Origin of the sequence: Micromonospora sp. NPDC048871, from assembly GCF_043198155.1 — a bacterium.
Lineage (GTDB): Bacteria > Actinomycetota > Actinomycetes > Mycobacteriales > Micromonosporaceae > Micromonospora.
In genome coordinates this window covers 165,062-178,305 of sequence record NZ_JBICUM010000010.1, presented here as the reverse complement: position 1 = coordinate 178,305, position 13,244 = coordinate 165,062, and the positions used below count along the sequence as shown (strand labels likewise).

The 13,244-nt window shown below is 70.1% G+C and carries 12 protein-coding genes; 7 read left to right on the top strand and 5 right to left on the bottom strand.

What is annotated here, in order from left to right; genetic code table 11:
- Window position 1: 1 nt before the first annotated feature.
- The 5 genes from ACGFIK_RS21510 to ACGFIK_RS21490 all read left to right on the top strand — a co-directional run bounded on the left by ACGFIK_RS21510 (window position 2) and on the right by ACGFIK_RS21490 (window position 5,715).
- A complete protein-coding gene (locus ACGFIK_RS21510; protein ID WP_327022977.1) occupies window positions 2–442 on the top strand; it encodes an acyl-CoA thioesterase in 441 nt (146 codons plus the stop codon).
- A 15-nt stretch (window positions 443–457) separates the two neighbouring features.
- Entirely contained in the window at window positions 458–991 is a 534-nt protein-coding gene (locus ACGFIK_RS21505; RefSeq protein ID WP_393340860.1) for a flavin reductase family protein, read from the top strand.
- Between the two features lie 8 nt (window positions 992–999).
- Window positions 1,000–2,343 (top strand): cytochrome P450, encoded by a 1,344-nt coding sequence (locus ACGFIK_RS21500; protein WP_393340879.1) that lies wholly within the window; start codon window positions 1,000–1,002, stop codon window positions 2,341–2,343.
- A 391-nt stretch (window positions 2,344–2,734) separates the two neighbouring features.
- The gene (locus ACGFIK_RS21495) at window positions 2,735–4,669 is read left to right on the top strand and encodes a CRTAC1 family protein (RefSeq protein WP_327027287.1); all 1,935 of its coding nucleotides are present in this window, start codon (window positions 2,735–2,737) and stop codon (window positions 4,667–4,669) included.
- Window positions 4,666–5,715, top strand: coding sequence for an enediyne biosynthesis protein (locus ACGFIK_RS21490; protein WP_327022974.1), 1,050 nt, complete (start codon window positions 4,666–4,668; stop codon window positions 5,713–5,715). Before ACGFIK_RS21495 ends, ACGFIK_RS21490 begins: the two co-directional genes overlap by 4 nt.
- Window positions 5,716–5,811: 96 nt before the next feature.
- Here ACGFIK_RS21490 and ACGFIK_RS21485 read toward each other — a convergent pair whose 3' ends face one another.
- Both ACGFIK_RS21485 and ACGFIK_RS21480 read right to left on the bottom strand, forming a co-directional pair.
- Window positions 5,812–6,357: an SRPBCC family protein gene (locus tag ACGFIK_RS21485; protein WP_327022973.1), complete on the bottom strand. Its 546-nt coding sequence runs from the start codon at window positions 6,355–6,357 to the stop codon at window positions 5,812–5,814.
- 149 nt (window positions 6,358–6,506) lie between these two features.
- On the bottom strand, window positions 6,507–7,514 hold the full coding sequence (locus ACGFIK_RS21480; protein WP_327022972.1) for a sigma-70 family RNA polymerase sigma factor: 1,008 nt from the start codon (window positions 7,512–7,514) through the stop codon (window positions 6,507–6,509).
- 201 nt (window positions 7,515–7,715) lie between these two features.
- Here ACGFIK_RS21480 and ACGFIK_RS21475 point away from each other — a divergent pair, with 201 nt between their 5' ends.
- A complete protein-coding gene (locus ACGFIK_RS21475; RefSeq protein ID WP_327022971.1) occupies window positions 7,716–9,338 on the top strand; it encodes an MFS transporter in 1,623 nt (540 codons plus the stop codon).
- A gap of 137 nt (window positions 9,339–9,475) precedes the next feature.
- Here the strand turns inward: ACGFIK_RS21475 and ACGFIK_RS21470 are convergent, their stop codons facing one another.
- The 3 genes from ACGFIK_RS21470 to ACGFIK_RS21460 are packed head-to-tail and all read right to left on the bottom strand — an operon-like array spanning window position 9,476 to window position 12,366.
- Window positions 9,476–11,035, bottom strand: a complete 1,560-nt coding sequence (locus ACGFIK_RS21470; protein ID WP_327022970.1) for an amino acid adenylation domain-containing protein — start codon at window positions 11,033–11,035, stop codon at window positions 9,476–9,478.
- On the bottom strand, window positions 11,032–11,280 hold the full coding sequence (locus ACGFIK_RS21465; protein ID WP_327022969.1) for an acyl carrier protein: 249 nt from the start codon (window positions 11,278–11,280) through the stop codon (window positions 11,032–11,034). Before ACGFIK_RS21465 ends, ACGFIK_RS21470 begins: the two co-directional genes overlap by 4 nt.
- A 39-nt stretch (window positions 11,281–11,319) precedes the next feature.
- Window positions 11,320–12,366, bottom strand: a complete 1,047-nt coding sequence (locus tag ACGFIK_RS21460; protein ID WP_327022968.1) for a ketoacyl-ACP synthase III family protein — start codon at window positions 12,364–12,366, stop codon at window positions 11,320–11,322.
- Between the two features lie 230 nt (window positions 12,367–12,596).
- Between ACGFIK_RS21460 and ACGFIK_RS21455 the strand changes: the two genes are divergently transcribed.
- A complete protein-coding gene (locus ACGFIK_RS21455) occupies window positions 12,597–13,160 on the top strand; it encodes a dihydrofolate reductase family protein (RefSeq protein WP_327022967.1) in 564 nt (187 codons plus the stop codon).
- Window positions 13,161–13,244 lie beyond the last annotated feature (84 nt).

Sequence of the window (13,244 nt, the reverse complement as noted above, 5' to 3'; positions counted from 1 at the left end):
GGTGGAGCGCTGGTTCGAGTACCGGCACACGGTCGGGTTCGAAGAGACGAACATCGTGGGCAACGTCTACTACGTCAACTACCTGCGGTGGCAGGGGCGGTGCCGGGAGATGTTCCTCAAGGAGCGGGCCCCGGCGGTCCTGGCCGACCTCCAGTCGGACCTGAAGCTGTTCACCCTGCGGGTGGACTGCGAGTTCTTCGCCGAGATCACCGCCTTCGACGAACTGGCCATCCGGATGCACCTGCGTGAGCTGGCGCAGACCCAGATCGAGTTCGGCTTCGACTACGTCCGGCTGGACGCCGACGGCGGGGAGTTCCTCGTCGCCCGCGGCGCGCAGCGAGTGGCGTGCATGCGGGGCCCCAACACCCGCACCGTCCCCACCCGGGTGCCGGAGGCGTTGGAGGCCGCGCTCAAGCCGTACGCCACGGGCGTACGGGCCTGACCGCAGGAGGTCGATGTGACTGTCCATCCCCACCCCCTTGGCGCGGTGTCCGACTCCAAGGCACTGCGCCGGGCACTCGCTGCCTTCCCCACCGGTGTCACCGTCGTCACCGTCGGCGGCCCGACCCCGCACGCCATGACAGCCAACTCGTTCACCGCGGTCTCCCTCGACCCGCCGCTGGCCCTGGTCTGCGTCGGTCGGGACGCGGTGATGCACGGGGCGCTGACCGAGGCCGGGCGCTTCGGGATCTCGGTGCTCGCCGCCTCCCAGGAGCCGGTGGCCCGCTACTTCGCCGACCGGCGCCGGCCGCTGGGTCGGGAGCAGTTCGAGTTCGGCCAGTGGCAGGCCGGGGCCCAGACCGGGTCCCCGCTGCTGGTCGGCGCGGTAGCGCATTTCGAGTGCGAGCTGTGGCAGGCGTACGACGGCGGTGACCACAGCATCTTCGTCGGCCGGCTGGTGACGCTGGACCGGACCGACGGGGAGCCCCTGCTCTTCGCCGACGGCCGGTTCCGCCGGCTGGAGTACGAGCGCACCGGGGTGACGACGTGAGCGTCGCCATGGGGTCGCGGCGGACCCCGCCCGGTCCGCCGCGCTCCGCGGCGCTGCGCATGCTGATGGTGATGGCCCGGGATCGGCTGGGCATGATGACCTCGGCGGCCCAGGAGTACGGCGACGCGGCCCGCCTGCCGGTCGGTCCGAAGAGTCTGTACTTCTTCAACCACCCCGACCACGCCAAGCACGTACTGGCGGACAACGCGGCCAACTACCACAAGGGCATCGGGTTGGTGCATGCCCGGCGGGCGCTCGGCGACGGGCTGCTCACCAGCGAGGGCGAGTTGTGGCGCAAGCAGCGCAAGGTGATCCAGCCGGCGTTCCAGAGCCGGCGGATCGCCGACCAGGCCGGTGCGGTGGCGGAGGAGGCCGCCGCGCTGGTCGAGCGGCTGCGCCGCCGCGCCGGGCAGGTCGTGGACCTGTCGGAGGAGTTGACCTGGCTGACCCTGGGAGTGCTGGGCCGTACTCTGCTCGACACCGACCTGGGCCGGTTCCCCACCATCGGCGCCGACTTCGCCGCCGTGCAGGACCAGGCCATGTTCGAGCTGGAGACCCTGAGCGCGGTGCCGCCGGTGCTGCCGCTGCCTCGGCAGCTGCGGTTTCGGCGGTCCCGGCAGCGGCTGGAGGAGATCGTCGACAGGCTGGTGGCCGAGCGGGGCACCGCCGACGACGGCCGGGCGGATGTGCTGTCCCGGCTGATCACCTCCGCCGGACGGGAGGCCGATCCCCGGATCGGCCGCATCCGGCTTCGCGACGAGCTGGTCACCCTGCTGCTAGCCGGCCACGAGACCACCGCGAGCACCCTGAGCTGGACCTTGTACCTGCTCGACAAGCACCCCGAGGTGCGTGAACGGTTACGTGCCGAGGTGGTGTCCGTGCTCGGGGACCGGTTGCCCACCATGGACGACCTGGGTCAGCTGCGCTACACCACGATGGTGCTGGAGGAGGCCATGCGCCTCTATCCACCGGTGTGGCTGCTGCCACGCAAGGCCCTGGCCGACGACGAGGTGGGCGGCTACCACGTTCCGGCCGGGGCGGACCTGCTCATCTGCACGTACACCCTGCACCGGCACCCGCGGTTCTGGGACGATCCGGAGCGCTTCGATCCGGAGCGGTTCGACCCCTCCCGGTCGGCGGGCCGACCAAGGTACGCGTACATCCCGTTCGGGGCGGGGCCCCGGTTCTGTGTGGGTAACCACCTGGGTCTGATGGAGGCCACCTTCGCCACCGCCCTGCTGGTGCGGGATCTGCGTCTGACCCGTCCGGCTAATCACCCTGTGGTGCCCGAGCCGATGCTGTCGCTGCGGGTACGCGGCGGCCTGCCCATGCATGTGGGAACGCCTGACTGACGAATATCCAGCCACCTTCCCCGCCCGGTTTCTACCGGGTGGGGAAGGTGGCGTTCCACAATTGTTCCCGGATCGGTTCCCGCTCGTCCGGGCGCTGTGAGCAGTGGAGATGCCTACTTTCCACATTTTATTTAACCGTGCGGATCTTCGCCGTGAACGATTTTGAGAGCAATTCCTGAGAAGACTTCACGGCGCGTCGGGCGAAAGCATGACGATGGTTCGCACCGAGCCCGGCCGGTGACTGATTCCCCGAGATTCGGAATACCCAGAGCCGGCCGGTACGAACCACGGCGCATTCGTAGGCGCCACGACCGACTGCCCGCTGCCGGCCGACCCGCACGTCCCGGCGCCGTCTACCCGAGGGGGACACTTGCCATCGCAATCCGTAGGCATCCTGCGCCGACTCATTCCACCCGTGCTCGTCCTGGTGCTGGTCGCCGGACTGTTCTCGGTGGCCCGCCTGCCTTCGGCATCGGCCGAGGAGCGCAGCAAGCTGGCCTCCCGGTTCGCGTTCACCGAACTCCCCATCGCGCTGCCGCCCGGCCTGCCGGAACGCACCGTGCGCCAGGTCAACCCCCGGTACGAGCACATCCGGTCCTGGATCTCGTCCGTCGGCGCCGGGGTGGCGCTCAACGACCTGGACGGCCGGGGCGGCGCGAACGACCTGTGCCTGGTCGACCCCCGCAGCGACGCGGTGATCGTCACCCCGGCACCGGAGAGCGGCGCCACCTACGCTCCCTTCGTGCTGGACCCGGCCCCGCTGCCGATGGGTTCCGCGATCGCCCCGATGGGCTGCACCCCCGGTGACTTCAACCTCGACGGTCGGATGGACCTGCTGGTCTACTACTGGGGCCGGACGCCGGTGCTGTTCATGCAGCGGGCCGGGGTTACCGAGCTGACCCTGGCGGCGTACCACCCGGTCGAGCTGATCCCCCAGCTGACCTCGGGGCCGGCCTACCGCGGCCCGCTGTGGAACACCAACGCCGTCGCGGTGGCCGACTTCGACGGTGACGGCAAGCCGGACATCGGGATCTTCAACTACTTCCCGGACAGCCAGGTGCTGGACCCGCAGGGTCTGCCGCACGTGCAGATGAACCACTCGATGTCGCACGCGCACAACGCCGGTGGTGCCCACTTCCTGCGCTGGACCGGCGCGACCACCGGTGATGCCCCCTCGGTGAGCTACGAGGAGCAGAAGGCCGGGGACCCCGCGTACTTCACCGGCTGGACCCTCGGTGCCGGCTCCGCTGACCTGGACGGCGACCTGCTGCCGGAGCTGTACCTGGCCAACGACTTCGGCCAGGACCGGTTCTTCCACAACCGGTCCACTCCGGGTCAGATCCGGTTCGCCCTGGTGGAGGGGCGCCGGACCCCGATCACCCCGAAGTCTCTGGTGCTCGGGCACGACTCCTTCAAGGGCATGTCGATCGACTTCGCCGACCTTGAGGGGCGGGGCCGCTTCGACGCCTTCGTCAGCAACATCACCGAGTCGTGGGGTCTGGAGGAGAGCAACTTCCTCTGGTACAACACCGCCGAGACGCCGGAGCAGGCCCGGGAAATGCTGAACCGGGGCGAGGCGCCGTACCGCAACGTGGCGGGGCGCAAGAACATCGCCTGGGTCGGCTGGGGCTGGGACACCAAGATGGCCGACTTCGACAACAGCGGCAAGCTGGCGGTCGTCCAGGCCACCGGCTTCGTGAAGGGCACCATCAACCGGTTCAACTGGTTGCAGGAGTTGGCGATCGCCAACGACCTGCTGCTCTCCGACCCGTACATGTGGCCCAAGGCCGAGCCGGGCGACGACATCGCCGGTGAGAACACCCTCGCCTTCTGGGTACGCGAGGACAACGGCCGGTACGTCGACATCGGCAAGGAACTCGGCCTGTCCCCGCCCATCCCCACCCGTGGGGTGGCGGTCGGCGACACCAACGGTGACGGCGCGCAGGACTTCGCTGTGGCCCGCCAGTGGGGTCCGCCCGCCTTCTTCCGCAACGACAAGCCCGGCGACGGCAACTTCCTGGGGCTGCGGCTGAACCGCCCGACCCTCTCCGGCGACGGGACCTCCCCGGCGTACGGCGCCCAGGTGCGGATCACCACCGCCGACGGCCGTACCCAGCTCGCCCAGTTGGACGGCGGCGGCGGTCACTCCGGCAAGCGCAGCTTCGACGTGTTCTTCGGGCTGGGCGACGCCGGTGACCGGCCGGTCAAGGCGGAGCTGTGCTGGCGTGACCTCAACGGCGCCATGCACAAGCAGACCCTGGACCTGACCGCCGGGTGGCACGACCTCATGCTGACCAGTCAAGCCGAGGAGCTGACCAAGCGATGACGGACGTCAAGCGACCGGAGGCGGGCAGGGACCTGTCCGTCGACACACCGGTCACCCCGCCCGCGACGGCACCGCAGCCGGCGCCCGCGACGACCCAGAACGCCGTACCTCGGGTGGACCCCAAGGACCCGCGTTACCTGGCGCTGCGCAACTTCGCCATCTCGATGTCGATCTTCAACATCCTGGGCTACACGGTGCTCGGCTTCGAGCAGCCCTGGCTGTGGCCGTTCCTGGCCCTGGCGGTCGGCTACGGCACCGAGATCATCGTAGAGTGGGTCTCGGCGCGGGCCTACAAGCGACCGGCCGCCTACAGCGGCAACGGCCTCTGGGGGATGTACACCTTCCTGCTGCCCGCGCACATCACCGCGCTGGCCGCGAACATGCTGCTGTACGCCAACGACAACTTCTGGCCCATCGCGTTCGCCGTGGTCGTGGCGGTCGGTCAGAAGGCGGTGCTGCAAGCGCCGATCAAGGGTCGGATGCGGCACTACATGAACCCGTCCAACTTCGGCATCACGATCACGCTGCTGGCCTTCTCCTGGGTCAACATCGCTCCGCCGTACCACTTCACGGAGAACGTCCCCGGGGTCATCAGCATCCTGATCCCGGTGATCATCGTGACGGCGGGCACGGTGCTCAACGCCATGCTCACCAAGAAGGTGGCGTTGATCGTCGGCTGGCTGGGTGCGTTCGTGATCCAGGCCGTGATCCGGCACTTCATCTGGGACGTGTCACTGGTCGCGGCGCTGGTGCCGATGACCGGGGTGGCCTTCGTCCTGTTCACCAACTACATGATCACCGACCCGGGTACCACCCCCTCGGCACCGCGGATGCAGTTCATGTTCGGTGCCAGCGTCGGCATGGTGTACGGCGTGCTGATGGTGTTCAACGTGGTCTACACGTTGTTCTTCGCGGTGACCCTGGTCTGCCTGGCCCGCGGTCTGTTCTGGTGGGGCAAGTGGCTGGTGGAGCGCAACCGGCCGCCGGCGGAGAACATGACTCCCGTACCGCCGCCCGCCGCGGTGGCGCTGCCGGTCGCCCGCTGACCGACCAGCCGGTCCCGGTCGCCGGTAGGCTCCGCTCCTCGCGGGCCTGCCGGTGGCCGGGACCGGTCCGTGTGTCACCGGTCCCCGATCGACAGGTCAGCCGGTCGGCGTCGACTCGTCCTTCTCGGCGAGGGTCTTGATGCCCTGCAAGGTGTTCGTCATGGCCTCCCGCAGGGCGGCCGTCCGACGCTCGATGATGGCCTCCTCATGCTCCGGGGCGCTGTCGATGATGACGCTCAGGCCGGTCCGGCCCGGCCCGATCCGGGCCGAGTGGACCACCCGGCAGCCACCCTCCTCCTCGACCAGCCGGAACTGCCAGGTCGATCCGGGGCGCTCCAGGTCGGCCGGGCCGCCGCCGAACTGACCGTCCTCGTCGACCACCACCCAGCCGAAGTGGTGGGGGGCGTCGAAGTGCACGACATGCGAGACCGTTCGCCATCGGCCCAGCAGGGGGTGGTCGTTGAACCCCTCGAACCGGGCACCCAGCGACGGTCCGTCGCAGTCGTCCAGCCAGCGCGTCTGTTGCAGCTCCGGGCTCAACCGCGCCGCGAGTTCGATGTCCGTCACCAGGGCCCACACCCGGGCGGGGTCTGCCGCCACGTGGAGTTGACACTCGATCGCGGGGCTGTCGGCGTACCGCACGTCACCGCTCCTTCGTTCGTTACCGAAACTGATCGGTCCACTACACCCCATGACGTGATTCAAATTCAACAACGACACTACGTGCAGCCGGAGGTGCGGACCGAGCCGTCAGTCTTTTGTGGACGGACGGCTCGGTGTCGACCTCGGGGTCAGTGGGTGCAGAGCTCGTCGAGGTGCCCTGCCGGGGCGGTCACCGGCAGGTCGAAGGCCGCGAACAGCCGGGGATCGGAGAACGCGGTGATCCGGGTGATCCGCAGGCCGGTGATCGTGAGCACCTGGAGGTTGACCAGCTCGAAACCGCCCTCCTGGCCCCCCATGTAGGTCGCCAGGGCGGGCTGTCCGTTGGCGCCGGTGCGGATCAGCCGCACCGGACCGGGGGCCGAGAGGCAGCGCAGCGCCAGGTGCCGGCCGATGGCCAGCGGACCCTCGTACCAACCGGAGTAGGGCGGCATCTCCCACACCGCGTCCGGCGCGAACAACCGCACCAGCCCGGCGATGTCCTTCTCCTCGAAGGCGGTCACGTACTGGTCCAGCAGCTCCCGCTCGGCGGCCGCCGTCGGCTCGGTGAACTGTTCCTCCCGGGGCGCCCGGCTGTGCAGGGTGGCCCGGGCCCGTTGCAGCAGACTGTTGACCGCGGCCGGGCTGAGTTGGAGCAGGTCGGCCACCTCCGCCGCCCGCCACTGCAGCACGTCCCGTAGGAGGAGGACGGCCCGCTGCCGTGGGGGCAGGTGTTGCAGGGTGGCCACGAAGGCGAGCCGGACGCTCTGTCGAGCGCTCACGATGGCCGCCGGATCCGTCCGCTCCCCGCGGAGCAGGTAGTCCGGGATCGGCTCCAGCCAGGCAGTGGCCTCGTCCATGCTCAACCACTCGTCCGGGTCGGAACTCGGTGCGCCCAGCCCCACCGGCAGGGGGCGCCGGTCACGGTTCTCCAGGGCCCGCAGGCAGGCGGTGGTCGCGATCCGGTAGAGCCAGGTGCGCAGCGAGGAACGCCCCTCGAAGCCGTCGTACGAGCGCCAGGCGCGCAGGTAGGTCTCCTGGACCAGGTCCTCGGCGTCGTGCATCGAGCCGAGCATGCGGTAGCAGTGAACGAGCAACTCGTGCCGGAACGGGTCGGTGAGCCGGGGGAAATCCGCCCGGGTCACGTTCTCAACCGTCATCGTCTGCCCTCCCGGCTCACGCCCGCCAATTGTAGGTCGGTCGGCAGGTCGAACGCCTCGAAAAGGACCTCGCGACACGGCGTAGCCAGCAGGTCAGCACGGTGGCGGCAGCGGAGCAGAAGTTTTCCCGGGCAGCGATGAATTCCGGCCGCCTTGTGGATCAGTACGGATGACCGGACTCGGTGAACGGAAGGAACTGTCATGCACGAAACGTCCTCGGACGGCACCGGCCAGTTGGCTACCCGCCGAAGTTGGTTCGGGCTAGCGGTACTCGCGCTGCCCACCCTCCTGCTGTCCCTCGACCAGAGCGTGCTCTACCTCGCCCTACCGCACCTCAGTGCCGAGCTCGGCGCGGACAGCATCGAGGCGCTGTGGATCCTGGACATCTACGGATTCATCCTGGCGGGCTTCCTGGTCACCATGGGGACCCTCGGTGACCGGATCGGTCGCCGAAAGCTGCTGCTCATCGGGGCCGCCGCCTTCACCGTCGCCACCATCGCCGCGGCGTACTCCACCAGCGTGACGATGCTGATCGTGACCCGCGCCCTGATGGGGGTGGCCGGCGCCACGCTGATGCCCTCCACCCTGGCCCTGATCAGCAACGTGTTCCACAACGCCAAGCAGCGGGGCGTCGCGATCGCGGTGTGGTTCAGCTGCCTGATGGTCGGTGGTGCCCTCGGCCCGGTGGTCGGTGGCGCCCTGCTGGAGAACTTCTGGTGGGGCTCGGTCTTCCTGATGGGCGTGCCGGTGATGGTGGTGCTGCTCGTCCTGGGCCCGGTGCTGCTGCCCGAGTACCGCGACCCCTCGGCGGGTCGGATCGACCTGCCCAGCGTGCTGCTCTCCCTGCTGACGGTCCTGCCGATCATCTACGGGGTCAAGGAGGTGGCCGGCGAGGGCTGGACCACCACCTCGATCCTGGTCATCCTCGCCGGCATCGTGTTCGGGGCGATCTTCGTCTCCCGGCAGCGGCGACTGGACGACCCGCTGGTGGACCTTCGGCTGTTCAAGAGCCGCTCGTTCAGCGCCGCACTGGTCATCCTGCTCTTCGGCTCGGTCACCACCGGCGGCATCTACCTGCTGGTCAGCCTCTACCTCCAGACCGTCGAGGGGCTCTCCCCGCTGCGGGCCGGTCTCTGGCTGCTGCCCTCCACCCTGGCGATCATCGTGGGCTCGATGGTGGCGCCGGCGCTGGTGCAGAAGGTCCGCCCGGCGTACCTCATCGCGGGTGGTCTGGCGGTCACCTCCTTCGGTTACGTGTTGTTGACCCAGGTCAGCGCGGTCAGCGGGCTGCCCCTGCTGGTCGCCGGTTTCGTGCTGGCATTCCTGGGCGCCGGTCCGATGGGTGCCCTCGGCACGGACCTGGTGGTGGGTTCCGCACCGCGGGAGAAGGCCGGTTCCGCCGCCTCCCTGTCGGAGACCGGTAACCACCTGGGCATCGCGATCGGCATCGCGGTGATGGGCAGCATCGGCGCCACGGTCTACCGGAACCAGATCGACACCTCGCTGCCGGCCGGTCTTCCGGCGGATGCGGCCGAGTCGGCCCGGGAGAGCATCACCGGGGCGGTCAGTGCCGCCGAGGGGCTTCCCGGCGGCTTGGCCGAGCAGCTCCGCGACGCCGCCTCGGTGGCCTTCACCAACGGCCTGAACACGGCCGCGATCGTCGGTGCGGCCCTCTTCCTGCTGCTCGCCGTGGTCGCGGTGGTCGCCCTGCGCGACGCCCAGATGCCCGACGGTGAGGCGGGGCACGGGGGTGCCACTGGTGACGAGCCGACCCCGGCGGAGACCGCAGCGCGCGGTGAGGCCGCGCAGAAGCCGGCCAGGTGACGTCGCGGGTACCGAGATGGGGCGGACCACCCCTGGTGGTCCGCCCGCCGGTGCCGGCCGGGCGGCCCAGCTCAGCCGGTGACCGGCGCACACGCGAGCGCGCCCCCGGTCAACCGGGGGCGCGCGACGGGCCAGGGTCAGACATCGGCCATGGTGAGGGCCATCTCCACCAGGCGGTGACGGTCGATCTTGCCGTTGACGTTGAGCGGGAACCGTTCGATCCAGCCGAGCCGGGGCGGGATCATGTAGGTGGGCAGCTGCTCGGCGAGGAAGCCCTCCAGGTCCTCCTGGCCGGCCTGGTCGCCGACGTAGAAGGCGGCCAGCTCCACGGTGCCGTCCTCCGCCTGCCAGGGCACGACGGCCGCCTCGTCGACCGCGTCGTGCTGCCGCAGCACGGCCTCGATCTCGCCGGTCTCGATCCGGTACCCGTTGACCTTCACCTGGTTGTCCATCCGACCGAGGAAGACGTACCCGTTGTCGGTGCGGCGGACCCGGTCCCCGGTGCGGAACCAGTGCTCCTCGGTGAGCGGCTCGCCCTCCTCCATCCGCCAGCGGTCCCCCTGCCAGCGGGTGAACCGGCCCACGTTGTCGGCCGGGTCGAGGTAGCCGTCGAAGCGTTGCGGGCCCCGGATCAGCAGCTCTCCCTCGTCGGCGGGGCGGCCCTCCTCGTCCATCAGGTCGCACTCCACGGTCGGGTACGCCGGACCCAGGGGCAGGGCCCCGAGGGCGGCCCGTGGCCACCGGAGGGGATCCGCGGGCGCCCGGTAGGTGAGGCAGGTGACCGTGGTCTCGGTCGGCCCGTAGACGTTGGCGATCACGCTGTTCGGTGCGGCGTCCCGCCAGGCCCGGGCCTTGTCCAGGGTGAGGGGCTCACCACCGAAGCAGCTCCACCGCAGCCCGGGCATGGTGTCCGGGGTCAGGTCGTCGAGCATCCGGGCGGTCACGATCGAGGAGGGGGTGGAGAACCAGTGGGTGATCCCGTCGTCGTTGATGTGCCGGCTCGGCGCCAGCAACTCCGTGCGCTCCGGTACGACCAGGGCACCCCCGGTCGCCCAGGGCAGGAAGACGTTCCACACCGACAGGTCCCAGGCCAGGTCGGAGGTCTGGGAGACCCGGATGTCCGGGCCGGCCTCGAAGTAGTCCAGCACGTACGGCAGCCAGTGGGCGACATTGCGGTGCCGGATCGGAACCCCCTTGGGGGTGCCGGTGGACCCGGAGGTGAAGACGATGTACGCGAGTTCGTCCGGGTCGGGGCGGTACTCCTCCGGCGGCCCGGCCGGTGCGGTCGGTCCCCGGTGCTCGTCCGGCGCGGCCATCCGGGCGGTGCCGGTCTGGGTCCCCACCGCCTCGGCCAGGTCCGCGTCGACGGCGGTGTGCAGCAGCAGGTCCAGGCCGGCGGTGCGGGCGATGCGGGCGTGCCGGGCGGGCGGGAAGTCGGTGTTGAGTGGCACCACCGTCACCCCGAGCCGCAACGCCGCCAGGTAGGCCACATAGGTGCCCGCCGTACGCGAGACGAACACTCCGACCCGGGCCGGCCGACGGCCCTGCCGGGCCACGATGTCCTCCGCGAGTTGGGCGGCGGCCGCGGTGAGCTGACGGTAGCTGAAGTCGAGGCCGCCGGCGCGCAGCGCGAGCCGATCCGGGTGCCGTCGTGCTGACTCCGCGAACCAGTCGTAGAGGGTGGGGATGGTACTCACGCGGGCTGCTCCTCTTCGATCGGCTCGGTGTAGAGCTGGTAGACGCCGCTGACCGTGGTCTGCTCGAACAGCCGCCGCACCGGCACCTTGCGGCCGGTCAGCCGTTCGAGGGCGGCGAAGAGTCGAACTCGGTGCATGGAACGCCAGTGCACCTTCTGGTCGAAGTCGTGCTCCAGGTCCGGGTTGACCAGGGGCAGCTTCAACTCGTCGCGAACGGCGTGGATGAACCGCTCTTTCGTGATCATCGAATTCCTCTCCCCGGTCGGTGCGTGGTGCCCCGCGAGCTATTCGGCGCTGGTGGTCCACTCCGGCTCGGCCTGGATCTCCAGTACGGCGGAGGTGAAGGTGAAGCCGCTGCCGGCCCCGTTGACCAGCACCAGATCCCCGGCTCGGACGCGCCGCGACTCCAGCACGTGGGCCAGCGCGGCGAACTGGTCCCCGGCGCCGAGGTGGCCGGTCCGCTGCCCCCACGGCCAGGTGGTCAGCTCCGGGTCCACCCCGATCGAGGCGCGGGCGTCCCAGTCGGTGAGGGACAGGCCCATGTTGGGGAAGACCCACAGGGCGATGTCCGCGGCGGTGACTCCCGCGTCGGCCAGCGCCCCCTCGACCGTGCGCCGCTCCGCCTCGAAGATCCGCCGGACCAGGTCCACGAAGACCTCTTCGCCGTGCTGACGGACGTACCCGGCGATCCGGGCCTCGGTGTTGATCGGCCAGCCGTTGCCGCCGCTGACCCCGGTCCACGGCTCGTCGCCGCGTTGCAGTCCCTCGTGGCTGGTGTCGGCCACGGAGACGCTGGCGAGCAGCCGGGCCACCCCGCTGCCCCGACTGAGCACCAGGGCGGTGCCTCCGTCGCCGTAGAGGGTTCCGCTGGTGCTCCACCGGTTATAGCTCGGCGGGTGGAAGAGATCGCTGGTGGTGAGCAGCGCGGCCGGGCGTCCGGGGTCGGCGGAGAGGTAGGCGGCGGCGAGTTCCAGGGCGGCCATCCCACCGTTGGAGGCCTGCCGGACCTCGGTGGCGGTCGCCGAGCCGCCGACGGTGCGTTGCTGCACGTACGCGGCGGAGGCGAAGTCGTCGAGACCCTGGAAGCCGACGTGGGAGTGGGTCACCAGGGCGAACTCCTCGGGCCGACGTCCGGACCGCTCGACCGCCAACTTCCCGGCCGCCACGGCCAGCTCGACGGCGGGCCCGTCGTCCACCACCCGGACGGCCAGGTAGCCGTCACCGTCGCGGTCCTTCTCCTGGTAGTGGCCCTCAGCGACCGCCGTCTCCGTGGTTTCGGCGCGCCCCAGGGAGGCGCCCGCCGCACTGATCCAGACGTCGTTCCACCGCATCGATTCGGTCCCCTCGGCAGATGTGCCGCCCGGCCGTGGCCGAGCCACGGCGACGGGTCGCCGCCGCCGCCTCATCGTGGCACCGGCGGCGGAGGCGGGCCGCCTCCCAGATTGCGCATCGTTTCCCGTGAAGGTGCAGGGGATGGCAGGGTCGGGTACGGCCGGACGAAGTACCAGCGGGCGTCGGTGCCACCCGGCACCGGGCCCGTCCAACTATCGGAAACCAACAGATGGAGGTCTCAGTGGGCAAGGTCGTGTTGGACATGACGATGTCGGTGAACGGCTGCGTCGCCGGCCCGGAGGATGAGCCGGAGGGGCTGCACGACTGGTTCTTCTCCCCGTCGCCGGAGAACCAGGCGATGGTGCAGCGGCAGATGGACGCCATCGGCGCCATGGTCATGGGTCGGCGGACCTACGACATGGGGGCCAGCCAGGGCGGTTTCGTGGACAACCCGTTCAAGGTCGAGCACTTCATCGTGTCGCATGACACCCCCGACGAGCTGGCCAAGGGGGACACCAGTTTCATCTTCGTCAGCGACGGGGTGGAGTCCGCCGTACGCCAGGCCAAGGCGGCGGCCGGTGACAAGGACGTGGTGGTCGGGGGCGGCGCCCAGATCGCCCAGCAGTGCCTGGCGGCCGGCCTGGTCGACGAGATCAGGGTCGCGGTGCGTCCGGTGCTCATCGACAACGGTCTGCGGCTGTTCGACAACCTGGGTGGCTCGGTGACCCTGGAGAGCATCGACGCGTTGCACACCCCGGAGGTGACCCACCTGAGCTACCGGGTCGTGCGCTAGTCGCAGCGGCATTCACCTCGGCGGCGCCGGTGACCTGCGGGTCACCGGCGCCGCCGCCTTTCCCGAAGGGCCGGCGGGCGGCCC

What these genes read in the sequence shown, in the direction of transcription:
- ACGFIK_RS21500 (WP_393340879.1), top strand. Translation starts at nt 1,000, where the DNA reads ATGGGGTCGCGGCGGACCCCGCCCGGTCCGCCGCGCTCCGCGGCGCTG.
- ACGFIK_RS21490 (WP_327022974.1), top strand. Translation starts at nt 4,666, where the DNA reads ATGACGGACGTCAAGCGACCGGAGGCGGGCAGGGACCTGTCCGTCGAC.
- ACGFIK_RS21480 (WP_327022972.1), bottom strand. Translation starts at nt 7,514, where the DNA reads ATGACGGTTGAGAACGTGACCCGGGCGGATTTCCCCCGGCTCACCGAC.
- ACGFIK_RS21475 (WP_327022971.1), top strand. Translation starts at nt 7,716, where the DNA reads ATGCACGAAACGTCCTCGGACGGCACCGGCCAGTTGGCTACCCGCCGA.
- ACGFIK_RS21465 (WP_327022969.1), bottom strand. Translation starts at nt 11,280, where the DNA reads ATGATCACGAAAGAGCGGTTCATCCACGCCGTTCGCGACGAGTTGAAG.
- ACGFIK_RS21460 (WP_327022968.1), bottom strand. Translation starts at nt 12,366, where the DNA reads ATGCGGTGGAACGACGTCTGGATCAGTGCGGCGGGCGCCTCCCTGGGG.
- ACGFIK_RS21455 (WP_327022967.1), top strand. Translation starts at nt 12,597, where the DNA reads ATGGAGGTCTCAGTGGGCAAGGTCGTGTTGGACATGACGATGTCGGTG.